23 protein-coding genes are annotated in these 26,229 nt (G+C 42.8%); 12 read left to right on the top strand and 11 right to left on the bottom strand.

The genetic code is table 11. The features are described from left to right. Nucleotides 1–124: 124 nt before the first annotated feature. A complete protein-coding gene (locus ACFFAP_RS04750; protein WP_375510143.1) occupies nt 125–1,000 on the bottom strand; it encodes an SDR family oxidoreductase in 876 nt (291 codons plus the stop codon). Nucleotides 1,001–1,298: 298 nt separating this feature from the next. Then, nucleotides 1,299–1,676, bottom strand: coding sequence for a hypothetical protein (locus ACFFAP_RS04745; protein ID WP_375510142.1), 378 nt, complete (start codon nt 1,674–1,676; stop codon nt 1,299–1,301). Nucleotides 1,677–1,804: 128 nt separating this feature from the next. On the opposite strand from ACFFAP_RS04745, the gene ACFFAP_RS04740 reads away from it, so the two are divergent. Together ACFFAP_RS04740 and ACFFAP_RS04735 are read left to right on the top strand one after the other, a co-directional pair. After that, nucleotides 1,805–1,993 carry a hypothetical protein gene (locus tag ACFFAP_RS04740; protein ID WP_179071541.1) on the top strand — a complete coding sequence of 63 codons (189 nt, stop codon included), beginning with the start codon at nt 1,805–1,807 and terminating at the stop codon, nt 1,991–1,993. Between the two features lie 637 nt (nt 1,994–2,630). Continuing rightward, nucleotides 2,631–3,581: a GUN4 domain-containing protein gene (locus ACFFAP_RS04735; RefSeq protein WP_375510141.1), complete on the top strand. Its 951-nt coding sequence runs from the start codon at nt 2,631–2,633 to the stop codon at nt 3,579–3,581. A 52-nt stretch (nt 3,582–3,633) separates the two neighbouring features. Here the strand turns inward: ACFFAP_RS04735 and ACFFAP_RS04730 are convergent, their stop codons facing one another. The 3 genes from ACFFAP_RS04730 to ACFFAP_RS04720 form a co-directional block, all read right to left on the bottom strand. Continuing rightward, complete coding sequence (locus tag ACFFAP_RS04730) at nt 3,634–3,798, bottom strand: hypothetical protein (protein ID WP_375510140.1); 165 nt, start codon at nt 3,796–3,798, stop codon at nt 3,634–3,636. A 714-nt stretch (nt 3,799–4,512) separates the two neighbouring features. Then, nucleotides 4,513–5,415 carry a S1 RNA-binding domain-containing protein gene (locus tag ACFFAP_RS04725; RefSeq protein ID WP_375510139.1) on the bottom strand — a complete coding sequence of 301 codons (903 nt, stop codon included), beginning with the start codon at nt 5,413–5,415 and terminating at the stop codon, nt 4,513–4,515. Nucleotides 5,416–5,557: 142 nt separating this feature from the next. Continuing rightward, nucleotides 5,558–6,298: a dienelactone hydrolase family protein gene (locus ACFFAP_RS04720; protein ID WP_375510138.1), complete on the bottom strand. Its 741-nt coding sequence runs from the start codon at nt 6,296–6,298 to the stop codon at nt 5,558–5,560. Nucleotides 6,299–6,593: 295 nt separating this feature from the next. Between ACFFAP_RS04720 and ACFFAP_RS04715 the strand changes: the two genes are divergently transcribed. Both ACFFAP_RS04715 and ACFFAP_RS04710 read left to right on the top strand, forming a co-directional pair. Then, nucleotides 6,594–7,577: a GntR family transcriptional regulator gene (locus ACFFAP_RS04715; protein ID WP_375510137.1), complete on the top strand. Its 984-nt coding sequence runs from the start codon at nt 6,594–6,596 to the stop codon at nt 7,575–7,577. 57 nt (nt 7,578–7,634) lie between these two features. Beyond that, nucleotides 7,635–8,831, top strand: a complete 1,197-nt coding sequence (locus ACFFAP_RS04710; protein ID WP_375510136.1) for an FAD-dependent oxidoreductase — start codon at nt 7,635–7,637, stop codon at nt 8,829–8,831. A gap of 14 nt (nt 8,832–8,845) precedes the next feature. Here the strand turns inward: ACFFAP_RS04710 and ACFFAP_RS04705 are convergent, their stop codons facing one another. From ACFFAP_RS04705 to tig, 4 genes are all read right to left on the bottom strand, one after another. Continuing rightward, complete coding sequence (locus ACFFAP_RS04705; protein WP_375510135.1) at nt 8,846–9,766, bottom strand: alpha/beta fold hydrolase; 921 nt, start codon at nt 9,764–9,766, stop codon at nt 8,846–8,848. Between the two features lie 104 nt (nt 9,767–9,870). Beyond that, entirely contained in the window at nt 9,871–11,211 is a 1,341-nt protein-coding gene (gene clpX, locus ACFFAP_RS04700) for an ATP-dependent protease ATP-binding subunit ClpX (RefSeq protein ID WP_375510134.1), read from the bottom strand. Nucleotides 11,212–11,220: 9 nt separating this feature from the next. Beyond that, entirely contained in the window at nt 11,221–11,919 is a 699-nt protein-coding gene (clpP, locus tag ACFFAP_RS04695; RefSeq protein WP_229492674.1) for an ATP-dependent Clp endopeptidase proteolytic subunit ClpP, read from the bottom strand. A 489-nt stretch (nt 11,920–12,408) separates the two neighbouring features. Continuing rightward, nucleotides 12,409–13,848, bottom strand: a complete 1,440-nt coding sequence (gene tig / locus ACFFAP_RS04690) for a trigger factor (protein WP_375510133.1) — start codon at nt 13,846–13,848, stop codon at nt 12,409–12,411. 917 nt (nt 13,849–14,765) lie between these two features. On the opposite strand from tig, the gene ACFFAP_RS04685 reads away from it, so the two are divergent. From ACFFAP_RS04685 to ACFFAP_RS04670, 4 genes are all read left to right on the top strand, one after another. Beyond that, nucleotides 14,766–15,809, top strand: coding sequence for an aspartate-semialdehyde dehydrogenase (locus tag ACFFAP_RS04685; protein ID WP_375510132.1), 1,044 nt, complete (start codon nt 14,766–14,768; stop codon nt 15,807–15,809). A gap of 133 nt (nt 15,810–15,942) precedes the next feature. Next, nucleotides 15,943–16,827: a 4-hydroxy-tetrahydrodipicolinate synthase gene (gene dapA, locus ACFFAP_RS04680; RefSeq protein WP_375510131.1), complete on the top strand. Its 885-nt coding sequence runs from the start codon at nt 15,943–15,945 to the stop codon at nt 16,825–16,827. A gap of 278 nt (nt 16,828–17,105) precedes the next feature. After that, nucleotides 17,106–18,878 (top strand): ribonuclease J, encoded by a 1,773-nt coding sequence (locus ACFFAP_RS04675; protein WP_375510130.1) that lies wholly within the window; start codon nt 17,106–17,108, stop codon nt 18,876–18,878. A 299-nt stretch (nt 18,879–19,177) separates the two neighbouring features. Next, nucleotides 19,178–19,762, top strand: a complete 585-nt coding sequence (locus ACFFAP_RS04670) for a hypothetical protein (RefSeq protein WP_375510129.1) — start codon at nt 19,178–19,180, stop codon at nt 19,760–19,762. Nucleotides 19,763–19,833: 71 nt separating this feature from the next. On the opposite strand, the gene ACFFAP_RS04665 is transcribed toward ACFFAP_RS04670, so the two are convergent. After that, on the bottom strand, nt 19,834–21,030 hold the full coding sequence (locus ACFFAP_RS04665) for an anion transporter (protein WP_375510128.1): 1,197 nt from the start codon (nt 21,028–21,030) through the stop codon (nt 19,834–19,836). 513 nt (nt 21,031–21,543) lie between these two features. Between ACFFAP_RS04665 and ACFFAP_RS04660 the strand changes: the two genes are divergently transcribed. Continuing rightward, the gene (locus ACFFAP_RS04660; protein ID WP_375510127.1) at nt 21,544–21,921 is read left to right on the top strand and encodes a Mo-dependent nitrogenase C-terminal domain-containing protein; all 378 of its coding nucleotides are present in this window, start codon (nt 21,544–21,546) and stop codon (nt 21,919–21,921) included. A gap of 128 nt (nt 21,922–22,049) precedes the next feature. Here the strand turns inward: ACFFAP_RS04660 and ACFFAP_RS04655 are convergent, their stop codons facing one another. Beyond that, the gene (locus ACFFAP_RS04655) at nt 22,050–23,930 is read right to left on the bottom strand and encodes a caspase domain-containing protein (protein ID WP_375510126.1); all 1,881 of its coding nucleotides are present in this window, start codon (nt 23,928–23,930) and stop codon (nt 22,050–22,052) included. A gap of 201 nt (nt 23,931–24,131) precedes the next feature. On the opposite strand from ACFFAP_RS04655, the gene ACFFAP_RS04650 reads away from it, so the two are divergent. The 3 genes from ACFFAP_RS04650 to ACFFAP_RS04640 all read left to right on the top strand — a co-directional run bounded on the left by ACFFAP_RS04650 (nt 24,132) and on the right by ACFFAP_RS04640 (nt 26,155). Continuing rightward, on the top strand, nt 24,132–24,599 hold the full coding sequence (locus ACFFAP_RS04650) for a hypothetical protein (protein WP_375510125.1): 468 nt from the start codon (nt 24,132–24,134) through the stop codon (nt 24,597–24,599). Nucleotides 24,600–24,940: 341 nt separating this feature from the next. Next, entirely contained in the window at nt 24,941–25,114 is a 174-nt protein-coding gene (rpmF, locus tag ACFFAP_RS04645; protein WP_094328804.1) for a 50S ribosomal protein L32, read from the top strand. 435 nt (nt 25,115–25,549) lie between these two features. Next, the gene (locus ACFFAP_RS04640) at nt 25,550–26,155 is read left to right on the top strand and encodes a sulfite oxidase-like oxidoreductase (RefSeq protein ID WP_375510124.1); all 606 of its coding nucleotides are present in this window, start codon (nt 25,550–25,552) and stop codon (nt 26,153–26,155) included. Nucleotides 26,156–26,229 lie beyond the last annotated feature (74 nt).

Genomic DNA, 26,229 nt, shown 5'->3' with positions numbered 1-26,229 from the left:
GGAATGGGGAATGGGGAATAGGGGAATGATTTATTGTTTGTTTGTCATTTATATCGTTTCTTCTACTCCTTACTCACCAGTACAGACGCGATTAATCGCGTCTCTCCTACTCCCCATTCCCCTTTCAAACTGCTAGATAGCGCCGCAAAAAACTTTCTAATGTCTCTAACTGGAAGTTAAAAATCGCCTCTAAATTGGCAATTTCATCTTTTGTACAGAAAAACTCATTTGCTAGCAATGTGCGATAAGTTCCCAAAGCTTTTTGGATTTGGGGATTAATTAAACCCAATGCACTCTGTAACCCATCAACGGCAAATAGTGGTGAGTTAATTATTACTGGTTGTTTGTTGAAGATCCGACCAAAAATCCGGGGAATATCTTCTCGTAATAAAATCTCCGGCCCTCCCACTGAGAAAATCTGGTTTCGAGCGCCTTCAACTGTCACAGAATCCACCACTATCCTTGCTAAATCATCGGTACTGACAATTGAGGTACGGTTTTTGCGATCGCCAATGAGCAAATACAATCCCGTTTCCCGAAATTGTTCTACTAGTGGCAGCAAGTTAGATGCTAATCCAGATGGGCGTAAAATAGTGTAATTTAAGCCACTAGCTGCCAAATATCGCTCTACTGCTCGTTTGGCTTTGAACACAGGAGCTTCTTCATATCCGCGATCGGCTCCCAATACGGAAATAAAGACAAAATGCTCTACGTCATTGGCTTTTGCTTGGTCTATTAATTCAATATTGGCGCGGTAATCTAAGGATAGGGCATCGCTATCAGAACCGTGGGCGCTGATAATATACTTGACACCTCGACTAGCTTTCTGGATATCTCTTTCTTCTAGCAAGTCACCGATAAAGATTTCTGCACCCCGGTGTTCTAACTCGCTGTAGCGCGAAGTTAAGCGGACAAATGCCCGCACAGACTGTTCTCGTTGCCGTAGGAGTCGCACAACTCTGCGACCAATTCCTCCCGTTGCTCCAGTTATTAGAAACATAATAAATACCTAAATTGAATACTTTCAGCGTTTATAGCGATCGCTCGTTTATATGCAATACACTTTGACCTCACTTCCATTCCTCTCTCCTAAAAGGAGGAGCCACTGCGTTGGGCGGCGAGCCACTCTTGTTGCATCTGGCGTCAGAGGCTTTGAATCTTACTCCCCTTCCCTACTAGGGAAGGGGTTGGGGGTTAGGTCTCTATTAGCCAATAGATCACACCTTTATTTATCTTAATCTCTAAAAATTATCCCCTACATCTACAAAGATGTGGGGGATAGGGTAATGGGATTAGTTTTACTGGCTCAACAAGTCAATAGCTTGTTCAAACGACATCTTAGCCTTGTGCAAGTTCAGCAGGTTCTCCTGGTCGTATCGGTCAGGATAACTCATTTTCCTGCCCTCCAAAGTGATCCGAATTAGTGCTGCTTGCTCATCTGTGGGTGAATTCATCTCTTCTATAGCAGAACTGATTACCTGGATAGCGTTAAAGTTAGGGAATTTTAACCCTTTACCTTGCTTCATTTGTTGCAGCGCTAAAAGTGGAAATGCCATCAGAGTTACGATGTACGAGGTTTTGTATCCTGCATTAAGAGTAGGTTTTATGCCGTATCTACGACACAAGTCGCGTAATTCTTTAATAGTCTTGATTTCAAGTTCGGAACGCGTGAACATAAAATAGTAGTGTCCATTTTTGAAATTGGATATTGGTGGTTGTACTTCCGGCAAGTTGTAGCAACCACCAAAAAACAATCTATTGTTTTGGCACCAAGTAAATCAAGCCTTGTTTATATTTCTCAATAATGCCTAATCCTAAAGGGAATCCACAAAATTTACAACCAATTAAATCAAATAGAGAAGAATCATTAACAGAGAGAATTAACCTACGCATTACCAAGACTATGAAGGAAGAACTATCCACCAAGGATGATCCTCCAGAATTTTGCCGTCGTGCAATCCAGGAAGCATTAGATAAAGATAGAGAAAAGTAATCTCAAAGGGATAGTTGTTACAAGTGTGTGAATTACTGCAATGAGTCAGCAATCAAGCATATTGCTTTCTCAATATGCTTGATTGCTTGCGGAAAACACCGAAATGAGTAAGTCAAATGCGATTTTGCTTGCGGAAAACACCAAAATGAGAAAGCAAACTGGGGTTTGAGAAAGTAAGAGCTTCTTTTGCTTGCGGAAAACACCCAAATGAGAAAGCAAACTGGAGTTTGAGAAAGTCAAAGCTTCTTTTGCTTGCGGAAAACACCCAAATGAGAAAGCAAACACAGCTTTTGAGTAAGCAAAATGGCATTTTGAGTAAGTCAAATACCATTTTGCTTATTAAATTCGACTTGATCCATTTTTTCAATGCATTAACTAATAACTTAAGTAATTACGTTAAAAAGATTTGTAGGTTGGGTTGAACGGAGTGAAACCCAACAAAGAGAAAGAAAATGTTGGGTTACCCTGCTGGATCTTGCTACGTTCCTCAACCCAACCTACATTGGAGTTATTTTTTAGGCAAAACCTACGCAGTATTGGGCTGAGTTAGAATCGTTGAACAAGGATTTAGAGCAGTAAGTATAATGCCTTGGCAAGTTTTGCTGGTATAGAAAAGTGGATGTGAGGAGACTTATAGATGAGTGACGAAGATCAGTATGATGTCTTCCTTTGCCACAATAGCAAAGACAAGCCTGAAGTAGAAGAAATTGCTCATGAATTAACAAGACAAGGAATTAAACCTTGGCTAGATAAGTGGGCACTTTGTCCTGGTTTAGCATGGCAGTCTTTACTAGAGGAACAAATAGAAAATATTAAATCAGCAGCAGTTTTTGTAGGTAGCAGTGGATTTGGCCCCTGGCAAAATCAAGAGATGAGAGCTTTTTTAAACGAATTTGTAGAGAGAGGCTGTCCCGTGATTCCCGTTTTGCTTGGGAATACACCAGACGAGCCTAAACTCCCAATTTTTCTTAAGGGTCATACGTGGGTTGACTTTCGGACAGATACAGAGGCTATGGAGCAGTTAATTTGGGGTATTACTGGAAAGCCGCCAGAGCGAAAACCAAAGCTACAGCCAGTAATTCAAGCCGATGACCTCAGTTCTGATAAGGGAGTAAACTACACGCGATTGCAACATTTGCTAGCAGCAGGCAAGTGGAAAGAAGCGGATGAGGAAACTTTAGCTGTTATGCTCAAGGCATCTAGCAGAGAAAAGGAAGGCTGGTTTAATTACGAATCCATGAATAATTTTCCCTGTACTGACTTACGCACCATTGACCAACTTTGGGTAAAATATAGTGATGGGCGCTTTGGCTTCAGCGTTCAGAAGAAAATTTATTTAAGCGTTGGTGGGAAGGCTGACGGTGTAAGAGAAGATGAAGCCTGGGACAAATTTGGCGATCGCGTAGGATGGAAAGTGAAAGGAAACAAGTGGATAAGCAGGTATGATGAGATAGCTTATAACACTTCAGCACCAGAGGGATACCTCCCATTTTTACGCAGTAAGTCAGGTGAGCAACTAGTATTTTATTCCTTAAGAATACTTCTTACTTCTTTTCTCGCATTGAGACTTGTGAAGTCTAACATATAAGCACTTCAGACTTTTATAAATATTTGTAATAAGGTTGTTTTCTACGAGTTAATCAACATTTCAGAGATCCGATACCTGGCACTGGCGGCTGATAGCAATTTGCTTGAATAAACTTTTTTGCTACCTCCTGCACTTCAGTGCTTTCTGACACCCTCTGTTTGTCCCAAGGTAAACTCAACTGTCCTGGTGACTTTTTCGGCTTAACTTTAATCTTCATTCCCGCTAACAGACCGCTCCCTCAGCCCTAGCGGGAAGTCAAAAATCAAAAGTCAAAAGTCAAAAGTTTATTTTTCTAGCTTTGCTTTAGTTGTTACGATTGATTTAGCAATAATTCTAATTAACTGTTCACACTAAATGGTTCGGATAAGGTTTTTTGATGACACGCCCTAGATGCAAAGACGCGATAAATCGCCGTCTTTACAATAATCAGTCCTTTGTAGAGACGGCGATTTATCGCGTCTCTTGCCTTAACCGAACCGTATTGCGAGTGGTGATGTGATAGTAAAATGCAGGTTGAAAATTTCGGGGTGAGCTAGTCATAAAGTCAGATAAATTATTGTTTAGTCCTCTTGAGAGGACTTTCCCTATTAGCCGTAGGTTTCTAACCTATGGCGGGTGATAGGTTCAAATGTAAGATTCTAGACTCACGTATTTGCATCATTGCAGAATATTGGCATTGCCCACACGTCCGCTTCAGAATAAATTCTGCGGCTCATAGCGAAAGTCATCTATAGCTGACTGAAATTCTTGTTTTACCGGCATTCGCAGCTAGAGGCTAGAAAAAAGTCTGGGAAAAGTTTTCCCAATTTAAAATCCCCCCACATCTTTGTAGATGCAGGGGGAGTATAAACAATTCAAAATTCCAAATTCCAAATTCAAAATTGTTTCAGATGGGGATTTAAACGCTTTGTGCAAGCAGCCCATTTCAAAACTATTCAGAAGCTTTGTTATTAGCTCTATTAGCACGCGCCTCAGCCGAAGCCATCACCTCTTCCATATTCTCCAGCACTTCGCCAGGGAAGTTTTCCAAAACTCTGGTAGAAAGAGCAACCCGCCCTTTACCCTCATCCAAGTCAATAATTACAGCTTTAATTGGCTGACCAACTTGAAATACCTTTTCTAATGAGTCGATGAATTTTTGGCTTACCTGCTTGATATGAAGCAAAGCCCCCATACCATTTACATCAACAAACACACCAAAAGGTTTGATACCAGTAACTCTACCTTCCACCAGTTGACCTAGTTCTAATAAGCTGAAGTTGCTAGAACGAGTTGCTAATCGCTGGGAAAGGATGAGTTTGTTGGTGTTTTTATTAATTTCCAAAAACCCGACAGTCAGATTTTGACCTTTGAGGGCTTCTAAATTATCACGCTCTGCCAGGTGCGATCGCGGAATAAATCCCCGCAAGGAGAGAATATCAACGGTGACACCACCTTTGTTCACACCCATAACCTTTACTTGCACAGTCTGAGCATTTTCCTGCATTTCGGCCAGTCGTTCCCAGATGTGCTGAATTTCTAACTGCTTTCGAGAAAGGGTGACTTGCCCTTCTGCATCCTGATCTCGGATAATCAAAAACTGCATTTCTTCTTGTAATGGCAGCACCTCCGATAAATCGGTAACTGCTCTCAAAGAAGCCTCATCGCGCGGCAGAAAAGCTGACGACTTGCCACCAATATCGACATAGGCTCCATCATGGTCAAGTTGGAACACTTTGCCATGTACAACCTGTCCCTTTTGAAACTGGTAGTCGTGTTTTTCTAGCGCTTTGGCAAAATCATCCATCGTAAACGACGAATTGGCTGTTTGAGAAAGTTTCGATTCGGAATTCATGACTTTTGAAGATTAATTGTTTTTTGATATGGTGCAACTGGAGTTTAGATTGTCATTTGTCACTTGTCATTTGTCATTTGTCAGTTGTCCTTTATTATTCACTAATGACTAATGACTAATGACAAACTTGATTGTGTATGCTTCAGTTCAGTTGACCAAAGAGTTGTTTTACCTGCTCCCAAGCATCAGCAGCAGCTTTAGGATTATAACTGCCACGATGGTCACAGAAAAATCCGTGGTCAGCTCCATCGTAGCGAAACACACGATGAGGAATTTTATATTTTTCTAACTCTGCTTCAATCTCATCTACTTGTTCGGGTGGAATGCTAGCATCTTCTTTGCCAAAGAAGGCATAGAGAGTGCCTGGAATTTCTCTGGTGCGGGTGAGAGTGGGAGCTACACCTCCTGGTGTGCGGGTGGTAATTCCAGCACCGTAGAAGGAAGCCGTAGCTTTAATATCTGGTAAAGTGGCTGCAAGATATGCAACGTGACCACCAAAGCAGAAGCCAATACAGCCAAAACCATCTTTTTTGACTTGAGGCAGATTTTTCAGGTAGTCAATTGCTAGTTGAATATCGCTCAATAACTCTGAGGCTTGAGTTTGCATGGCGTAGCCTCTGCCCGTTTCAATATCTTCAGGTGTGTATCCAGTTTCAAAGCCAGGAGCAGTCCGTTGAAAAAGTGCAGGTGCGATCGCTACATACCCAAGTTTGGCAATTCGTTCTGTAACATCCCGAATGTGAACGTTGATACCAAAAATCTCTTGTAATACTACCACTCCAGGATAAGATCCAGCTTCTTTTGGCTCTGCCAGATAAGCGGAAATTTGAATATTATCTTGCAAAAGATTAACTGTTGTGGTAATTATTGCTTGCTCTGTCATAATAATTTTTACCAGTGCGATATGATTAGCCGTGTGTTTATTTGATATAACTATGCCAGTATGCCCAGGTTATTTCCATTTAAATTATCAATTACCAATAGTGAGCACATTAGAAATTTGTACCAGAAAAACTTCATGTGTAAATAAAGTATTTGACATGTAGCAAATGCAGCTGGTCAGTAAAAGAGTGTTGAGTTAAAAGTGCTGAGTAGGAAAGCAACACTTAAATACTCCCCACTCCGTACAGATGCGATTAATCGCGTCTCTCCCCACTCAGTATTCAGGAGGTTTGCTGATGATTCAATTCCGTATTCAGCCAGACAGCGAAATTCCCGCATCAACCCAGCTGTTTAATCAAATCCGGTTTGCGATCGCTTCTCGGCAATATCCCCCTGCTTACAAATTGCCAAGCACAAGGGCATTAGCAATGCAAACTGGGTTACACCGTAATACCATTAGCAAAGTTTACCGTCAACTAGAAGAAGACGGATTTGTTGAAAGTATGGCTGGTTCAGGAATTTATGTTCGTGCCCAAGGTCATGAGGGCGGTAGCAGGCTGCAATCACCAATTCTCAAACAAAATCCTGATGCATATCAAGTTGTCCAGAAAGCACTTGACGATCTGCTTTCGCAAGGATGTTCACTCAATCAAGCCAGAGAGCTATTTTTAGCAGAAATTGACTGGCGCTTGCGTTGTAGTGCGCGGGTACTGGTTGCAGTTCCATCTTATGATATGGGTGCTGGTGAGTTGATGGTGTATGAATTAGAGCGATCGCTAAAAATACCAGTTCAGTTGGTCGCAATGGAAGAATTAACAGCTGTGTTAGATAAAACTACCTCTGCGACAGTAGTCACAAGTCGGTATTTTATCAGTAATGTGGAAGCGATCGCAGCTCCCAAAGCTGCACGGGTAATTCCTCTGGATATCTACGACTACAGCAAAGAACTCAGCCTATTGAAAACCTTACCAAAAGAAAACTGTGTAGGCATAGTTAGCCTCAGTTCCGGGATTGCACGAGCAGCAGAAGTCATCCTCCACGGTCTGCGGGGGGATGAACTACTGGTGATGACTTCGCAACCAAAAGATGCTTATAAACTTCAAGCAATGGTTAAACGGGCTGAGGTAATCATAAGTGATCAAGCCAGTTTTGCGGCAGTACAAGCAGCCGTACAAGCCTGTGACGAAGATATTATTCGTCCACCGAAGCTGATTAAGGTTGAAAATTATATCGGTACTAACTCGATTAACTTGCTAAAACGAGAACTGGGTTTGGGTTAATCCAAAGATAGTTCGACCAATATCTTTGAGAGCAACTGATACAGGAGGAATAAGGTAGTGCAAATTGTGATTGTGGGTGCAGGTCCAACAGGTGCAACACTTGCCCTGCTCCTTGCAAAACGTGGTATTGCTGTAACATTAATTGAAGCAGCAAAAGACTTTCATCGTGTTTTTCGCGGTGAAGGATTAATGCCCAGTGGGTTAGATGCACTAGAGCAAATGGGTCTATCGGCATTGTTGGAGCATATTCCTCATCGACAACTCGACGCATGGGAATTCATTCTAGGTGAAAAGCAGTTGTTTCGAGTTGATGAACCAATGGGAGCAACCCGACCCTGTACACTGGTTTCACAACCACCGCTACTCAAAGCACTGATTTCGTCAGCTCAAACCAATGATGGGTTTGAATTTATCCAGGGTGTTCCAGTCAAAGATTTACGCTGGAGTAATCAACGTGTCGCAGGTGTAGTACTAAGCGATGGCAGAGAATTTACTGCTGACTTAGTGATTGGGGCAGATGGTCGAAATTCCCTTGTACGACAACGTGTAGGATTGGAATTGGTACGCCAGCCCAAAAATATTGATATTCTCTGGTTTAAACTTGCCGCCAGTCCTGAGTTTGCAACCGATAATGTATTTCGTACTATAGTAAATGGCGATCGCGTATTTAGCATCTTTCACGGAGCAGAGTCAGGGAAACTGCATCTGGCTTGGGTGATGTCCGCAACCGAAAACACTGACTCCAAGCAAGCCAACTGGGCAGAGATTTTTGCCTCACTATCACCCTCATGGCTAGCAGAGCATTTCCGTAATCATGCAGACACCATCGAATCCCCGATTCGGCTTTCTGTTGTGGTTGGTTATTGTCCACAATGGCACGCACCAGGGGTACTACTTCTAGGTGACGCTGCACATCCAATGTCTCCTGTCCGTGTTCAAGGAATTAATTTAGCATTCCGTGATGTGATTGTCGCTGCTAATCATCTTGTGCCGTTGTTGCACAAAGAAACTGGACACCAGGATATTGACATGGCATTATCGCACATCCAAGCAGAACGTGAGCCAGAAATTATCCGCGCCCAGCAACTCCAGTTAGAAGAAGCTAAACAAGGCGAACTACTGCGAAAAAATGCACTGCTGCGTTCGCTGTTGATTCAACTTGCTCCCTTGCTCCGTAAAATAATTAAAAAGTCTTGGTTAAAGCGACAATATAAAATGCGTCAAGGCATCACACAGGTACACTTAACTGTCTAAAAAACCGCCATCAGTTATCCGACTTGTGGTTGTGGGGTATTAATTTGCAAAAACTCTTGTACCCGTTGCAAATAAGTTGGCGCATCTTCCAACATTGGGAAATGTGCTGTATTGGGAATCATCACAAATTCCACTTTGTCACTCAGTGCAGCTGCTTGACGCCCCATCTCGGCTGGAATGATTTTGTCATATTCCCCCGCCACAAGCAGAGTCGGCACTGTCAGCTTGGCAAACTCTTGCGGCATCACTTCAGATTGAGCCTTACTGACTGAAGTAAAAATTGTCCCTAAAGCCGCATCATAATCTGCTTCGAGAAAATCTTCCAAAAAAGCTTGCCGCTCAGAATGTGGTATGGAACTATGCAGAAATCTGGCCATAAACATCTGGTCAACAAATGGAATTTTGCTTAACCACTTGGGACGGAATTTTACTACATAGCCACCAAATTTATGAAAGGCACTAAAGGATTTTTCGTCGTACTCAAAAACGCCGCTACAAGTTAAAATTCCTCGTTCTACTCGTTGGGGGTAGCGGTTAAAAAATAAAGTAGCAACAGACGCGCCCATTGAGTGAGCATTGATATAAACACGCTGAAGATGCAACCCATCTAACAAAGCTGCCAAATCATCAGCGTATTCCTCTAATTCATAAGTTAACTCTCTGATTGCCTGCGATTCATCCTGGGGGGATTCAGATTCGGCAACAGCTTCACTTGCTTCGGCTATGGTTGGCTTCCCACCAGAACGACCAAATCCCCGCAAATCGTAGAGTAAACAATCAAATTGCTCTGATAAAGCATTAGCGGTATTTTGCCAATACCTAGCCGAACCAGCCCAACCATGCATGAAAATCATCACTGGTTTTACTAAAGAACCAGATGGTTTTTTCACCCATTCGTAATAATGCTCAACGCCACGAACTTTAATATAAGGCATTAGTCATTAATCCTTTGTCAGTTGTCATTAGTCATTTGTCCTTGGTACATAGTTATTATTCCTTAGTTTTTGCCCAATGACTAATGACCAATGACTAATGACTATTAGGCTGATTCTGGCTTCGGTAGTGAAGATGGATGTATTATCAGTTCGGCAGTCGATCGCTTCTCAACCATCTCTCGTGTTACTGTACAGCGTGTCACATCCTTACGGGATGGTAACTCATACATAACATCCAACATTAGTTCTTCGATAATGCCCCGTAATGCTCTCGCACCAGTTTTACGGCGGTAGGCTTCTTGAGCGATCGCTCGTAAAGCATCTGGTTTAAAATCTAACTGGACATTATCCATCTTCAGCAGTTTTTGGTACTGCTTGACTAAGGCGCTGCGTGGTTGGGTGAGAATCGCCATCAACGCTTCTTCATCTAGCGGATCTACTACTGCTACCATTGGTACGCGCCCAATAAATTCGGGAATCATGCCAAATTTTACTAGATCATCTGGTGCTAAATGGCGAAGAGTATCTGCTGCCCGTTTTTCTTTCGATTGGCCTTCTCCAGGTTGCACAAAGCCTATTGCTTTTTTGCCAACTCTCTGATCCACAACCTTTTCTAAGCCTACGAAAGCACCACCACAGACGAACAAAATATTACTTGTATCAATCTGGATGCAGTCTTGATAGGGATGCTTGCGCCCTCCTTGGGGTGGTACATTGGCGATCGTTCCCTCTAACATTTTCAGCAAGGCTTGCTGCACACCTTCGCCAGAAACATCGCGGGTAATTGACGGGTTCTCACTTTTGCGAGCGATTTTGTCAATTTCATCAATGTAGATAATTCCTCGTTGCGCTTCCTCTATATCTAAATCTGCCACTTGCAACAGTCGCAGCAAGATATTTTCCACATCTTCTCCCACATACCCAGCTTCTGTCAGCGTCGTAGCATCAGCGACGGCAAAGGGTACATCCAGGATTTTCGCTAGGGTTTGCGCTAAGAGAGTTTTGCCGCAACCAGTCGGGCCAATTAACAAAATGTTGGACTTTTGCAGTTCTACAGCATCATCTGCCGCAGCTTTGCCACTGGTTTTAGACTGAATGACCGCCAACCGCTTGTAGTGATTGTAAACGGCTACTGACAGCACTTTTTTGGCTTCGTCTTGACCAATAACGTGTTCGTCTAGATACTTTTTAATCTCTCTTGGCTTGGGTATTTGATTAAACGAAATACTAGAAGATTGAGTACGCCGTTTTTGAGGTGGTTCTGCTCTTGGTGCCGGTTGTGCTGCCGCACCATTGGTATCGAGTAACTCCTCGTCTAGTATTTCATTACACAAGTCAACGCATTCATCGCAGATGTAGACTCCCGGCCCCGCGATTAATTTACGCACCTGCTCTTGAGACTTGCCGCAAAATGAACATTTTAAATGGGAGTCGTACTTAGACATACCAGCCTCTTATTTCAGAATGGTGACGTTTTCCCCTGCTGTGGGAAGATTTTGCCTGGAAATGACCTGATCAATTAAACCGTAGTTCTTGGCTTCTTCTGCCGACATGAAAAAGTCGCGCTCAGTATCTGCTTCAATTCTTTCTATGGGTTGACCAGTATGATGAGCCATTAACTGATTCAACTTAGCCTTAATATAAAGAATTTCTCTGGCTTGAATTTCAATGTCAATGGCTTGACCTTGAGCGCCACCAAGTGGTTGGTGAATCATAATCCGGGAGTCGGGCAGAGACATTCGCTTACCGGCAGCCCCTGCTGTCAACAAAAATGCCCCCATGCTGGCGGCTAATCCAAAACAGATGGTAACAACATCAGGGCGAATTTGTTGTATTGTATCATAAATTGCCATCCCTGCGTAGACTGAGCCACCGGGAGAATTAACATACAATTGGATGTCTTTTTCTGAGTCTTCGGCGTCTAGGAATAACAACTGAGCCACGATTGAGTTGGCTACAGTATCATCTATTGGCGTTCCCAAAAAGATAATCCGCTCTCGCAGCAGGCGGGAGTAGATGTCGAAAGCCCTTTCTCCCATGCCAGACTGTTCCACCACCATCGGCACGATGTTGCTAGGGCTGTTCAACTGGGAGTTAATGTTGATTCGACTTTGGTTGCTGATGGGGTTATTTCCCGACTGCGATACAAGCATACAAGCTTTCTTTGACGATAATTTTAGGACAAATGTTTCAGCAGCAAATGCTGCCTTTTCGACGAATGGGATTTTTATAGGTACGTGTTAACCATTATGCCTCATATAATTTCCTCTCGTGTAACACAGTATCAAGCTCAGGCGATAACATGTGTGACAATTTGCTGAGAATTGATTCATTCTTTAATTATTCTGCCCTTATCCCTGAGTTTTCAAGAGTTAAGAGTTATGGGGCATTGGGCACTTGTTTGTACTGAGCGGCTTGTGCCGAGCGACTTGTACTCTTGCTAGTCGAAGTAAGCCGAGGTAAGTCGCAGTAAGTCCAAAGGAGCCGAAGTATTGAGCATTTGGGCATTGGGCATTGCACAATAATTAATAGTACTTCTCCCCCTGCTTCTCCTGCTCCCTGCTCTCTCATCTGTTTTAACTTACCCATTTCACCAGTACTTTAACTCAGAACTGGTGAACTTATGGCTGTGGGATTTTTAATTATCCTTCTGTGACTTCTGTCGAAGCTTCGCTGGTTTCTTCCTCTGTCTGAGGTGCATCAGCATCAGCATCCGCTTCTGCGGCTTCTGTTTCTTCTGCGGGACTTAAGGAACCTTCGGGTACAAGTTCAACTGAGGAGTGTTCTAATAACCAATCAATGGTCTTTTCGGTTAATAGTTCGTTTTCCACGATTGAGCGCAGTCTATCTTCATCAACGTCTTGCTCCTCTGGGTACTGTTCCAAAAGTTCTGTGACTCTGGCTGCGATTTCTTCTGGTGTTACCTCGATAGATTCGCGTTTACCGACTTCGCGCAACGACAAGGAACGTTTGATGCGTTCAATTGCCTCAGTGCGCGATCGCTCCCGCAATTGAGGAATAATATCTTGAGTAAACAACTTCTTTACATCCAATCCCTGCTGAGACAGCCGCATTGCTGTTTGCGTTAGCATTGCATCCACTTCTTGCTCAATCATGGTTGCTGGTAAGTCAACTTCTACGTGCTTGAGCAGTTCCGTTAACAACGCTTCCTGTTTATTTGTTTTTGTTTTGTCATCCGCCTCTTTTTGATATCGCTCTACCAAAGAAGCGTGTAACTCCTCTAAGGTTTGAAAATCGCTGATTTCTTGGGCAAAATCGTCATTTACTTCTGGTAGTTCCTTTTCCTTCAGTTCTTTGAGCGTCACTGTGAAAGTTGCCGCTTTTCCAGCTAAATCTTCATTAGCATAAGGATCTGGGAACTGTGCTGCAATTTCTCTGGTTTCTTCCGGATTCATCCCCACTATTCCCGAAATAAAGCCTGGAATAAACTTATCTTCCTGCAACTCAACTTGAAAATCAGTTGCTTCGGCTCCGGGAATCGGTTCTGGTTCGGCTGTTTCGTCTTCGCCCTCGACTTTGGAGAATACACCTTTAAAATCGACTACGGCAATATCGCCGATTTGGGCTGCACGTCCTTCCACAGGAATCAATGTCGCTAATTCTTGACGTTCCTTGTCAAGGGTAGCGTCCACTCGTTCTGGCTCGTACTTCACTTCTTCAGCTTTAGCTTGCAAATCAGTGTACTGAACTAGATTCACTTCTGGTTCTACATCGACAGCAGCCGAAATCGTCAGAGGTTTTCCAGGTTCATAATTCTTAATTAAATCCTCAAAAGAGGAGCGCAATTGTGGCTGACCTATTGCCGGGATAGCTTCTTGTTTAACCGCTTGCTCAATGCCGTCTTGAATTAATTCTTCCAGCGCTGCTGCCTTAATACGAGTTGTACCCAGCCGTTGTAGCAATATTGGCCGAGGCACCTTGCCTTTACGAAACCCAGGAATATTGGCAGTACTCGCTAAATTTTTAATGACCTGTTCGTAAGTTTGCTTGGTAATTTCCGGCGTAATCTCTATTTCCAGGCCAATTTGGCTGGCGGGAAGTTTTTCCTGGGTAACTTTCATGCTTCGTCTCTAGTTTTCTGGTATTTTATACTCCAAGTACACACAAGATGCAATAATTGTTTGCGTTATGGCTTGATGTGTCTTAAGGAAATGGGAGTTTGCCAAAAGGCTTTATGACATCCAAGGATGGATGTTTGTCCTGGGGCAAAGATCCAGTTTACTGCCAATGACCAAGGACTTGACATTTTCCCTTCATAACAATTTAGTTAATGGGGGCATAGGGTATGGGGCATGGTGAAGAGGACTTGGGGACAAGGAGAATTAGGACAAGGCGAAAGACTTGTTGCAAGCTCTCACCTCTTGTCCCTAATTCTCCTTCTCTCCCCTGCTCCCCATTCTCTACTCTCCACTCCCTCTGAAACTTAGGAATTAATTATTCAGTGGGCTAACACCGTGATATCCTGGTTCTCAGCGACTGATTAGTACTCCCAATTTAAAGTTATAGTATTGAGTCTAGCTATTATTAAGTTGTGATACAAGAGCGCATCTATTACCTAACCGTATAGCTGATTTTTATGCTGTGCTGGTTTTATCCATTTTGCTCGTAGTATATTCATCATCTTGGTAAGCAACTTTGAAGCTAAGACGTTCGTTGCCTTATAAGTGGGATGCCTGTGAAACGCCTAAGTGCAGATATCTCCATTTTTCTGCTAAATGGCTGTTTGTTGTATAATAATATAGTTTAAATCGATGGAAAAATTGCATAGCCATTGTTGGAGAGTGCAATATAACTTAAATTATTAAATAACCAATAAAATAAATGTATAAAAATTTAGAGATTGACAAAAATAGACTAAATTAGAGAGAAATCTAAACCTAATTGAAAATGTATTTCCAGGTTGCGATCGCCATTTAAATATAAGTAAATCTTCAACTGTTCCAAATTGCAAAAAAACCTCTTAAAGGAGGAAGTGAGTTTGTCTAAATCCTATCGTGTAGCTATTTTGGGAGCGACTGGTGCAGTTGGCACAGAGTTGCTGGAATTATTAGAAATCCGTAATTTTCCGATTGCTGACTTGAAGCTATTGGCATCAGAGCGGAGTGTAGGGCGATCGCTGCGGTTTAAAGGAGAAAATATACCAATAGAGGCAGTGAGCGATCGCGTCTTTGAAAATGTGGATATAGTACTAGCTAGTGCAGGTGGTTCCACATCCAAAGCTTGGGCAGGAATTGCCGTCCAAAAGGGCGCAGTGGTAATTGACAACTCCAGTGCCTTTCGGATGAACCTGGAAGTTCCTTTAATAGTACCAGAGGTGAATCCACAAGCCGCAGCTAATCACCAAGGCATTATTGCCAACCCCAACTGCACAACAATTTTAATGAGTGTGGCAGTATGGCCATTGCATAAAATTAAACCAGTGCAACGCATTGTAGCCTCAACCTACCAATCTGCTAGTGGTGCTGGTGCTAGAGCAATGGCAGAAGTCAAAAGGCAAACAAGCGCTATACTACAAGGACAGCCGCCAGTAGCTGAGGTATTGCCTTACCCACTGGCATTTAATTTATTCCCGCATAACTCAGCATTAAACGATTTGGGTTATTGTGAGGAAGAAATGAAAATGGTCAACGAAACCCGAAAAATATTTGGTACGCAGCAAATCAGAATCACTGCAACCTGTATACGGGTTCCCGTACTCCGGGCCCATTCAGAAGCCATTAATTTAGAATTTGAGACTCCCTTTAGTGCAGAAAAAGCCAGAGAAATTTTAAATTCCTCCCCGGGAGTGAAGTTGGTAGAAGATTGGAAAACTAACTATTTTCCGATGCCAATTGAAGCAACTGGTAAAGACGAAGTTTTAGTGGGAAGGATTCGTCAAGATATTTCTCATCCCTGTGGCTTGGAATTATGGTTGTGTGGTGACCAAATCCGCAAAGGCGCAGCATTAAATGCAGTACAAATCGCTGAATTGCTGGTAGAAAAAAATCTACTCAAACCTGCTAAAGCTTACGTTTCAAGCTAGTCATTAGTAAAAATAAACAACTAATGAAAAAGAGCAAATGTGCAAATTACAGTTGAAAGAAATTTGCAGATAGGTTATTACAATAGAAAACCACCAAGATATAAAAACATGGGTAATCAGGAGTGAAAACAGGGTGGGAGATTTTGGCAATGTTTTAACCGCTATGATTACGCCGTTTAAAGCAGACGGTAGTGTAGATTATGATGTAGCGGCAGAACTGGCAGCACATCTAGCTAACAACGGTACAGATACATTGGTAGTGTGCGGCACAACAGGAGAATCCCCTACTCTAAGTTGGGATGAGGAGTACCAGCTGTTTGTCGAGGTATTGCAGTCTGTAGCAGGAAAAGCCAAGGTGATCGCAGGTTGTGGTTCAAATTCCACCAAAGAAGCGATCGCAGCCACCCAAAAAGCGTCTAAAATAGGAGTAGATGGTTCCTTACAAGTTGTTCCTTATTACAACAAACCGCCACAAGCGGGATTGGAAGCGCACTTTCAGGCCATAGCACAAGCCTGTCCCGACTTACCTTTGTTGTTATACAATGTCCCCGGTCGTACCGGACAAAACCTTCAGCCAGAAACAGTTGCCCGGTTAGCTGAGGTTAGCAATATTGTCGCAATTAAAGAATCCACTGGCAGTATAGAACAGGCAAGCGAAATTCGTCGCTTGACACCAAAAGAATTCCACATCTATTCTGGTGATGATTACATGACTTTGCCCTTGTTAGCGATCGGGGCAAAGGGCGTGGTAAGTGTGGCTTCTCATCTGGTAGGAAACCAACTACAGCAGATGATCCAAGCTTTTAGTGCGGGGAAAATTGAGGTCGCCAGCGAGATTCATCTCCAACTCTTCCCGTTATTTAAAGCTTTATTTCTCACTTCAAATCCGATTCCAGTGAAAAAAGCACTGAAACTTCAAGGTTGGCAGGTTGGTTCAACTCGTCCACCCCTATGTGAAGCTGACTTAGAAGTAAGTCAAAAGTTAGAAGCGGTTCTGAAAGAACTTAGTTTAATCTAACCACCATCCGATTAAGCACTGTTAATTTGCTGCTTTCTAATGATACATATAAACAATGGTCATAATTGTTCATAAGTTGCAATTTAAAAATCTGTGTTAGGACTGATAGACATACTATAAATTCTTCAGTGTCCAGTCGATTTTATTTAATAAAAAATTGAAATCTTCAATTAAAACTTGATTGCTTTGGGACTGAATTAAGAGACAAATGATGTTGTCTTAAATAAAGTTCGTTAACTCTCAACTAAATTAACCACAAATAACAATCTAAGGAGAAAATGGCTAAAAACGAAGCTAATAATTCCGCCTTGAAAATTATTCCTTTGGGCGGTTTGCACGAAATTGGGAAAAATACCTGTCTTTTTGAGTATGATGATGAAATTATTCTGTTAGATGCAGGATTGGCTTTTCCCACAGAGGCGATGCATGGAGTAAATATTGTTCTGCCAGATACGACCTATCTGCGGGAAAATCGCCACAAAATTAAAGGGATGATCGTTACTCACGGTCATGAAGACCATATTGGCGGGATTGCTTTTCATCTTAAGCAATTTGATATCCCGGTGATTTATGGGCCCAGACTAGCAATGGCAATGCTAGAGGGTAAATTAGAAGAAGCAGGAGTGCGCGATCGCACAGAAATCAGAACAGTTTTACCACGTGATGTAGTGCGGATTGGCAAAAACTTTTTAGTGGAATATATCCGTAATACCCATTCCATCGCTGATAGTTTCACTGTTGCCATTCATACTCCCCTTGGTGTAGTCATTCACACAGGGGATTTTAAAATTGACCATACCCCAGTGGATGGTGAAAAGTTTGACTTGCAACGGTTAGCAGAACATGGTGAAAAAGGTGTTCTTTGCTTACTAAGTGATTCTACTAATTCTGAAGTACCAGGATTTACACCTTCAGAACGCTCAGTTTATCCAAACTTAGAGAGAGTATTTAGTCAAGCCACTGGACGATTATTCGTCACTACCTTTGCTTCTAGCGTCCATCGCATCAACATGATTTTGGATATTGCCAAGAAGCAAAACCGTGTAGTGACGATTGTGGGGCGTTCCATGCTGAACTTGATTGCTCATGCCCGCAATTTAGGTTACATCAAGTGTGAAGATAATCTGCTGCAACCATTGCACGCAGTCCGCAATCTACCTGATGAAAGAGTACTAATTTTAACTACAGGTTCTCAGGGCGAAACGATGGCAGCAATGACCCGCATCGCCAACAAAGAACACCCTCACATCAAAATCCGCGAAGGAGATACGGTAGTATTCTCTGCTAACCCAATTCCCGGAAATACGATCGCAGTAGTCAACACCATCGATAAATTGATGATTCAGGGGGCGAAAGTGGTCTATGGGCGGGACAAAGGGATTCACGTCTCCGGTCACGGCTGTCAGGAAGAACAAAAGCTGATGATTGCCTTAACTCGACCCAAATTCTTTGTGCCATTTCACGGCGAACATCGGATGCTGGTGAAACACGCAGAAACGGCTCAGAGTATGGGCATTCCCGCAGAAAACATGATTATTATTCAGAATGGTGATATTGTCGAACTGACTGAAGATGCCATTCGCGTCGCTGGGAAAGTGCCATCTGGTATCGAATTGGTGGATACTACTAGTTCGGGTATGGTAAGTGCCAAAGTGTTGCAAGAACGGCAACGCATGGCTTCAGAAGGCATTATTACGATCGCAGCTGCCATTGATTGGAATGGTAAACTGTTGGCAAAACCAGAAACTCACCTCCGGGGTGTAGTTACAAGTGTAGAGCGATCGCTGCTACAAACCTGGGTAAAACAACGAATTGAAGAAATCCTCACTGTGCGCTGGACAGAATTTGCACCTAGCGAAGGTCAAGCAGCAGATATAGACTGGGGTGGATTGCAAGGAACTTTAGAACGAGAATTGCAACGTTCCATCCGTCGGGAATTGCAATGTCAGCCATCTGTGACTTTGTTGATGCAAATCCCTGATGAGCCACCCGTAAAAGTTGCTGATGGTAGAAGACGGCGGACTCGGACTGCTGCTCAGGTAGCATCATAGAGAATTTAAGATAAAAATCTCACGCACAGGCGCAGAGACGTAGAGTTTTTCTAACGTCTTTGCGCTTTGACGTGAGATATAGTCTTTTACTATAAATATAGAAACCACTTAACAGATGAGGTTAGCCAATATCGCCATCAATTTTTACACTTGCGTCTAAAGATGAATGAAAAAATACATCTGACGTACAAACTTATGTAAATAATTAGCAGGTGTTGGGTAGAAGCGCAGTGTTAAAGCTGAATAATATCAGGTATTAACTCAACCAACACTAATTCTTTTTCATAAGAGGAGAAAAGATGTACAACCGAGTGACTTTTTGGGGTTCTATATTTTCTGCCTTTCTTTTTTATACCGGATTTACCTTCAATATTCCGATAGCAAATGCACAAGTAAAGCCAAATCTATTGATAAATTCATCGGTATTCAAAGCGATAGTTCCGGTGGGCGAAGTGCCATGCTCAACATTTCTACAACCCTATTTTGATTGGGAAAGAGGAAGTTTTCTCAATTTTGTAACCGCCTCTGTAGTTTTTAACAACGCAGCAAACAATCTAGTTACTTACACCACTGGAACGCTCAATCTAAATGGCAATAACCTCACAGGTGATTTTACACAACTGTTGAGTAACCGATTTATTAGTTTGCCAGGAGAGGGGCCTTTTAGTTTCCCTTCTCAACCCTTCTCCATCAATCAACCAGCTTCCATCGGTATAACGCTTGCAGCCGATGGTTCAGTAACCTGGGTTCAGCGAAGCAATAATACGAGCTTTAATTACAAGGCAATTTGTTATTCAAATAATACTGCAATCTTATTACCTTTATTCAGTGCAGACACTTCATCTGGAGTCATAACGTTTGGAAAGGGCACTGGCCCAAAGTAAACTAGAGTTAGCAACATACACTAAGATAATTTGATTTGCATGACTCACTTTAGTAATTAGAGCGATCGCCCTCAATGAACCCAGAGATATAGTAGAACTAAAGTGGATAAGGTTAGTGGCGCTCCAAAACGCAGGTGTTCCCAAAAAGTTAGCTTGTAACCTAAATCGGCAGCAGCTTCTACAACTATCAAGTTGGCGACTGAACCAAACAAAGTCAAATTACCAGCCAAAGTTGATCCGGCTGCCAACAAAAGCCAATACTTAGTATCACCTGGAGGAACCAGGGGATGCAATAAGAGTACAGCAGGCACATTAGAAATTAAGTTAGATAAGACAACAGTTACACCCAAAAAACTCGCAGCAGAGTTGATTGCATGGGTAAATGGCTGGAGCAAATTCAACTTTTGTGTGACTCGCGTCAGGATAAACAATCCAGAAAACATTACCAGCAAGTTCCAATCGACCTTTTGCAAAATGCGTTGCGGTTTAACCCGGCGAGTGATTAGCAATAAGCTAGCAGCAACTAAAGCAGACTCCGCTAAGGGTAAGCCGGCAGTGAATGCAATTAGCAACCCAATTGTGATGACTAATGTTTTTTTAAATAAAGGTTTAAAAATCCGTTGATTGCCAACTGTTACCTGTTGGCAAGGTTTGACTGAGCGCACATCTGGGTAAAGTAGCCACAGTAATCCTACTTGAATTACCAATCCTGCTAGGGCAACTGGGGCCAATACACGCAGAAAATCTAGATAGGAGATGCCTGAAAAGGAGCCAATCAAGATATTTTGGGGATTACCGCTCAAGGTTGCTACCGAGCCTATATTAGTTGCACCTGCGATCGCTAGTAAATAAGGAATCGGATTTAAACCCAAAGCTTGAGTCAGGCTCAAAGTTAAAGGTGTGAAAATCAACGCTATAGTGTCATTGAGAAAAAAGGCGGAGAGAATACCACTACCAAAAGTTAAGGCAATTAACAAACCTAGAGGACTGCGAGTGATACTCAATATCACCGACAGTGATCGCCTAAAAAACCCTGCATAGGATAGGTTGGCATTAATTACCATCATGCTCAAGAGAAATACGATGGTATTGGCATCAATGGCCTGCCATGCTTCCTGTAAATTCAGAACACCTAAAGCAATTAAAAAGGTAGAACCGACCAAAGCAATGGTGGTGCGGTTCATGCGTAAACCAGGAATGTAGCCCAAGGCTAATCCCAGATAAGTTAGCCCTAAGACGCTATAGATTGCAAATTGAAGAAAAATCACTTTCTTTACCGAGACTTTGCGACGACCGATATTTCATGACTAGCCGCTCTGCATCTACTAAGAAAGCCAACCCACCTGGTTTTAAGCCGCAACAGACTTCTGTGTGCTACGGCATTCCAGCAATCAACAGGACGCTCTGAGGTGGGAGAGTGGGAAATACTGAGAGGAAAGACGCCTACTAGGGTATTACTGATATTTATACTCAGCAAAAATAGTTGCTGGAAGACCTTATATTAAGTTCTGTAAATGTTACACTAAAACCTATCCAATGACGGATGTCTTTATTAAAATCTAAACTATATCAAGTTATGAACAAGATCCTAATATTACACTACCGATCCCCAGAAATTTGCGATTAACTTGACGTAGTAATAAATTAAGTTCTGACTTAAGTGGCTAATCAGGTATTACATTATATCGCAGTCAGGACGAGATTCTTCCGGGAAACTTCGTTGCCACATTGTATATATTCATCAAAAAGATGAATAGCCTCAATAACATAGAGGATTAACCATGAAGGTATTCGATAATACCACAAAAAAGATTTTTCTGGCAAGCTGGGTATCAATCAATCAACCAGAGACTAGTGACCAGAAAGTAACCCAGTTAAACCGTTCTGCTTCCAAGCCTTACTGGGATATTCTCCAACCCCTACGGCAACGGCTAGAAAACATTCAAGTCCGCGATCGCCAACTAGCTCACCGCTTGTGCAAACTGATTCCATCTCAGTGTCCCTTCGAGCGAAATGTCAAATTATTTGGGAAAACCCTGTTTCACATTCCGCCCATGTGTAAGCTCAACCCCTTATATGAAGAAGTGGTTGGTTTACGTTTCCGAGCGCTGTGCTATCTAGCCGACGAATGTGGCGAAGATGTGTCACAGTACTGCTAATACTGTGAGCGGATAGCTAAGGTTTAGCCTGTGCTGAGGGAAAAGTTACGAGTCAGGAGTAACGAGTCTTGAATTAAAAATATAACTTTTAACTCCTAACTCCTAACTATTTTTTTACTATTTTTTTACTATTTCTTTTGCCATTTTTGGATGGCATCCTGAGCATCTTCATAAGCAGCTGTCTCTTCTGGCACTAAAGCAGCGGTCGCAATTGCGGCATTACGTTCTCCTTCGGCGGCGCGACGCTTGGCCAAGTCTAAAATTTTCTCACTCCAGTTATTTATCGATTTTTGGGCAGTATCAAAGCCTGGTTGACCTGCTGGTACTTTATTGGCAACTTCAATCGCACGATTGTAGGTAGACGCCTGTTCAGACTTAATTAAGGCATTAGCTGCATCTAAAAGAGTTTTGTTACTCACATACTGCTTGCCCTCTAACCGCCACAGGTTAATTGCTGCTTGTGCTTTGGCGTATGGGGCTTCATCTTTGGTGATTAATCGAGCAGCAGCAATAGCGCTAGCATACTGTCTTTGTTTAACACGTCCCTCTGCTAAATCTAAAATCATCTGGCTCCAAATCTTAATATTCTCCTGAGCTTGATCGTAAAGTGGTTCACCGGGTTGAATTTTCCGGGCTGTTGCGATCGCCATGCCCAAATCGCTAGCCTGAGTTTGTCTAAGCGACATTTTCGCCAGGTCTAATACTGCTTGATTGCGATTTTTTGACTCGGAACTAGAAGTTATTTGGGCGCTAGATTGGTTTTTAAGTCTAACTGGTGGAGTGCGATCATTTGGTAAACTCTGGACAACCTGGCGATCGCTCGCAGCAGCATTGGGTGATGTGCTTGATATTTGCTTAATTTTAAAAGTTTCTTGATTACGGAGAAAAACTACGGCGATTAAACCTGCTACTAGCAGGCTGCCTCCGCCCCATAAAATAAACTGTTTCCAAAGAGGGATGCTTGGCTGATTCGATGGCAATCGAGAAACGTAACCTTTAGATGAATTAGGGATAAATCTTCCGCTCGGATTCACTCCTAAAGAAGTTTCCGCAATTGGCTGGGAAACTAAGCCGGTAGCTGACTCATGGACTTGTTCACCTTTAGATTTTTCGACCTTGTGAGCCTTCACCTGTTGGGAGGAGTTCACAGTAGCTTCTCCCCATCTACCCCGATCTGCTGAAGTTTTAGGGTAATCGTCGAGGGGAGGAGCTGCAAGGGCAACAGCAAAGGATTCTTCCGGATAAATCACCGGTTCTGATTGAAAGTCGCTTTCCATTGCCAATTTTGGCAAGATTACCTGTGGTCTTGATGGGATGATCGTGGCAGGGTTTTGGACAGGACGCCAGTGGTGGTGACATAATTTTGGCATGAGCAGGCTTAGGTAGGTTTCTAAATCTGCCAAGTTGCTGCCATTACCAGAACGCAAAGCTTCTAACAAGGCTGCTGTAAAGAATCCGTGACCTAGTTCGCTACTTTCATGGGAAAATTGCTCTGGTTGGCAAGAAAGAATTGTCGCAAGCTGTAGTTCTTGGGCTAATTCTATTGTTTCTTCGCCAACCGGAGCATCCGCTTGAGTGCCAAAAGCGCGGTTGATATCGAGTAGTAGCAATACATTTAGATCGGTAAGTTGCAGACTTTGCATTAGCGATCGCAATTCTATGCCTGTCTCTTGCACGAGTTCGGGGTTACCCTCTGCTGGCATTAAGTAATCTTTGCCCTTGTAGTTGACCCCATAACCGCTAAAAAATAACCACAGATAATCTTCTGGTTGCCAACTTGTAGCTGCCAAATCCTCAAGCAGCAGCAAAATATTCTCTTTAGTCGGATAAGTTGATCTATCCCCAATCGGCGGGGAGGTATCCGTCATTAGCAGGCAGTGTTTGGGGAGAAAGCCTGCCTCTGTCACCAAAAAATCCTCTAGTGCCTCAGCATCTGCTTGGGCATAACTTAAAGGTTGAAATAACTGATATTGATTGATGCCAATCGCGATCGCCCAGTAATTTGCCATCCCGCTATTTGTCAGTTATTGTTTGCTGGTCTTAAAATTGCGGTTGGCTTTGCCCGAAAAAACAAAGCTAACCTATGTCTTATAGTCTAAGTGATTCTAATCGAATCTTCAGTTAACATGTAATTTTTATTACCTTAATTACCTGGAAAATACCTTTTACCTAATTTCAATAAAAGATCATCACTAAGGAGATAGAAGGTCATGAGCAAGATTTCTGCTCACCTACCATCATCGATCACTCCCTTTTCATTTATTAGCCAAATTGCCGGAAGAATCCGGATAGTTCCTTTATTAGTTTTGCTCATATCTACCATTCCTACGTGGTTTTTGACGGAAGCGATTGCACCGCAGGTTGTGCGAGCTTACACCGCTAGAGTTGATCTAGCTATTGACAGCCTGCCAGATGAAAACTACGAAACCGTTCTCAAAAGGGCGGAAGCAGCCGCTAGAGCATCTGCTCAACGGAGCTTCGACCAAGATATCTTGGTGACAGATGTTTCAATCATTGTGTCCGTACAAAATAAGGGAGCGATCGCACCAGTTTTGGCATTAGATGTCAGTCGTCCCCAATGGCGATCGCGTCCCGATGCTCAAAATTGGGCCACTTACTTCAAAACTGCGCGATCGCTACTTTTCTTGGAAAATAGCCAGGACTTACCCAAAAAATAGCCGAAACCCTTATTTTCAGTAGGGGCAATTCATGTAGACGCTGCATCGGTGAGGGGGTCGCAGTCTTCTCTATGAGACGCTGCGCGATGGCGGTTCCCGTCGAAAGCATTGCGTAAAGCCTACGGCATAGCAACTCTTAGAGACGCTACGCGAACGCTTAGAGCGAGTCATCTCCCTTGGCGCTAGCCTCTCCCAATGTGATTCGAGGAGACGATGCCGCGCAACGAGCGTCACCCCCGAACCCGGAGGGCTTAAGGCAGGGTATTGCCTTTACTGTTGTCCTTCGCGTCAGTGGATGGCCTAGAATAAGAAGGTTGTCAAGAATCGCGATATCTGCTGACATGGCTGTTCCTAAGAAGAAAACTTCAAAATCAAAACGAGATAAACGTCGAGCTACCTGGAGGCACAAAGCCGTCGTCGAAGCTCAAAAAGCCCTTTCTCTGGGCAAATCAATTTTGACTGGACGTTCTACATTTGTTTATCCAGCTGCTGAAGAAGAGGAAGAAGAATCATAATTTTCCAGTCAGGAAAAGCGTGAACAGCACCGATAGATTTGATTGCCAAAGTCACCAATCAAACTTCTTACCGTTGGATAAATGCTTTTTCTTAGCTTTCCTGATTGCATTATGAATCCTAGATACTCTACACAAGCTCATTAGATCAAAAAAATTGGTAGTGAGTAATTGGGAATATCCATTACCCATTACCTATCATTCATGAGTAACGATCAAGCAATCATATAAAGATTGAAGAAGAATTCAGCTATTCTCAATTTCAGAAGCAAAGCCGGAGACGTTTTTGTTGGTCTGGTCAAAATCAAGACGCTCTCTTCGAGACGCTGCGCTATCAAAATACCCAACTGAATTCTGTTTTGGTAAAACATCTGGTGCTATTGGCAACTCAGCAAAAAAGTTTGTAAATATCTTGAGAAAACTTATTTTTCTCTAACTATGCTAGGAAAATTTTTTCAGAAACCAGGCAAAGAAGAGAGCGATCGCGTCCCTCCTGGTCAACATTTAGCTAAAGGTTTCCCGGTATTAACTTACGGTGAAACTCCCCAAGTCAGCACTGAGGAATGGGAGTTTCGAGTTTGGGGTTTAGGAAAATCTGCTACCTTTAGTTGGTCAGATTTTATGGCGCTACCTCAACACGAATTCACAGCTGACTTCCACTGTGTAACGCGCTGGTCTAAACTTGATGTCAAATGGACTGGCATTAAAGTTACAGATTTTATGGGTCTGATTGAATTAGACCCGAAAGTAGCCCACATTATGGAACACTGCTATGGCGGCTACACTACCAATATTTCTGTAGAAGATTTTCTGCGCGAAGAAAACTTCTTTGCTTTTAAAGTCTTTGGTGAAGACCTTCCATCTGAACACGGTGGGCCGATGCGGTTAGTTGTGCCCCACCTCTACGCTTGGAAAAGTGCTAAGTGGATTAATGGTTTGGAATTTTTAGCTGCTGAAGAACTTGGTTTTTGGGAACGCAATGGCTACCATCGCCGTGGTGAACCTTGGGCTGAGGAGCGTTACAGCAAAGCTTTTGGGTTTTAATAATTAATAGTTAAGAGTTAGGAGTAGAGACGCGATTAATCGCGCCTGTACAGGAGTTAGGAATTTAGAGTTAA

The organism is uncultured Nostoc sp. (assembly GCF_964245575.1).
GTDB lineage: Bacteria > Cyanobacteriota > Cyanobacteriia > Cyanobacteriales > Nostocaceae > Nostoc.
Note: the sequence above shows the minus strand (reverse complement) of the source record. Positions and strands in the feature narration are given on the sequence as shown.

What these genes read in the sequence shown, in the direction of transcription:
- clpX (WP_375510134.1), bottom strand. Translation starts at nt 11,211, where the DNA reads ATGTCTAAGTACGACTCCCATTTAAAATGTTCATTTTGCGGCAAGTCT.
- ACFFAP_RS04725 (WP_375510139.1), bottom strand. Translation starts at nt 5,415, where the DNA reads ATGAATTCCGAATCGAAACTTTCTCAAACAGCCAATTCGTCGTTTACG.
- ACFFAP_RS04740 (WP_179071541.1), top strand. Translation starts at nt 1,805, where the DNA reads ATGCCTAATCCTAAAGGGAATCCACAAAATTTACAACCAATTAAATCA.
- ACFFAP_RS04715 (WP_375510137.1), top strand. Translation starts at nt 6,594, where the DNA reads ATGATTCAATTCCGTATTCAGCCAGACAGCGAAATTCCCGCATCAACC.
- rpmF (WP_094328804.1), top strand. Translation starts at nt 24,941, where the DNA reads ATGGCTGTTCCTAAGAAGAAAACTTCAAAATCAAAACGAGATAAACGT.
- ACFFAP_RS04730 (WP_375510140.1), bottom strand. Translation starts at nt 3,798, where the DNA reads ATGAAGATTAAAGTTAAGCCGAAAAAGTCACCAGGACAGTTGAGTTTA.
- ACFFAP_RS04650 (WP_375510125.1), top strand. Translation starts at nt 24,132, where the DNA reads ATGAGCAAGATTTCTGCTCACCTACCATCATCGATCACTCCCTTTTCA.
- ACFFAP_RS04640 (WP_375510124.1), top strand. Translation starts at nt 25,550, where the DNA reads ATGCTAGGAAAATTTTTTCAGAAACCAGGCAAAGAAGAGAGCGATCGC.
- ACFFAP_RS04660 (WP_375510127.1), top strand. Translation starts at nt 21,544, where the DNA reads ATGAAGGTATTCGATAATACCACAAAAAAGATTTTTCTGGCAAGCTGG.
- clpP (WP_229492674.1), bottom strand. Translation starts at nt 11,919, where the DNA reads ATGCTTGTATCGCAGTCGGGAAATAACCCCATCAGCAACCAAAGTCGA.
- tig (WP_375510133.1), bottom strand. Translation starts at nt 13,848, where the DNA reads ATGAAAGTTACCCAGGAAAAACTTCCCGCCAGCCAAATTGGCCTGGAA.
- ACFFAP_RS04655 (WP_375510126.1), bottom strand. Translation starts at nt 23,930, where the DNA reads ATGGCAAATTACTGGGCGATCGCGATTGGCATCAATCAATATCAGTTA.
- ACFFAP_RS04735 (WP_375510141.1), top strand. Translation starts at nt 2,631, where the DNA reads ATGAGTGACGAAGATCAGTATGATGTCTTCCTTTGCCACAATAGCAAA.
- ACFFAP_RS04720 (WP_375510138.1), bottom strand. Translation starts at nt 6,298, where the DNA reads ATGACAGAGCAAGCAATAATTACCACAACAGTTAATCTTTTGCAAGAT.
- ACFFAP_RS04745 (WP_375510142.1), bottom strand. Translation starts at nt 1,676, where the DNA reads ATGTTCACGCGTTCCGAACTTGAAATCAAGACTATTAAAGAATTACGC.
- ACFFAP_RS04750 (WP_375510143.1), bottom strand. Translation starts at nt 1,000, where the DNA reads ATGTTTCTAATAACTGGAGCAACGGGAGGAATTGGTCGCAGAGTTGTG.
- ACFFAP_RS04670 (WP_375510129.1), top strand. Translation starts at nt 19,178, where the DNA reads ATGTACAACCGAGTGACTTTTTGGGGTTCTATATTTTCTGCCTTTCTT.
- ACFFAP_RS04705 (WP_375510135.1), bottom strand. Translation starts at nt 9,766, where the DNA reads ATGCCTTATATTAAAGTTCGTGGCGTTGAGCATTATTACGAATGGGTG.
- ACFFAP_RS04675 (WP_375510130.1), top strand. Translation starts at nt 17,106, where the DNA reads ATGGCTAAAAACGAAGCTAATAATTCCGCCTTGAAAATTATTCCTTTG.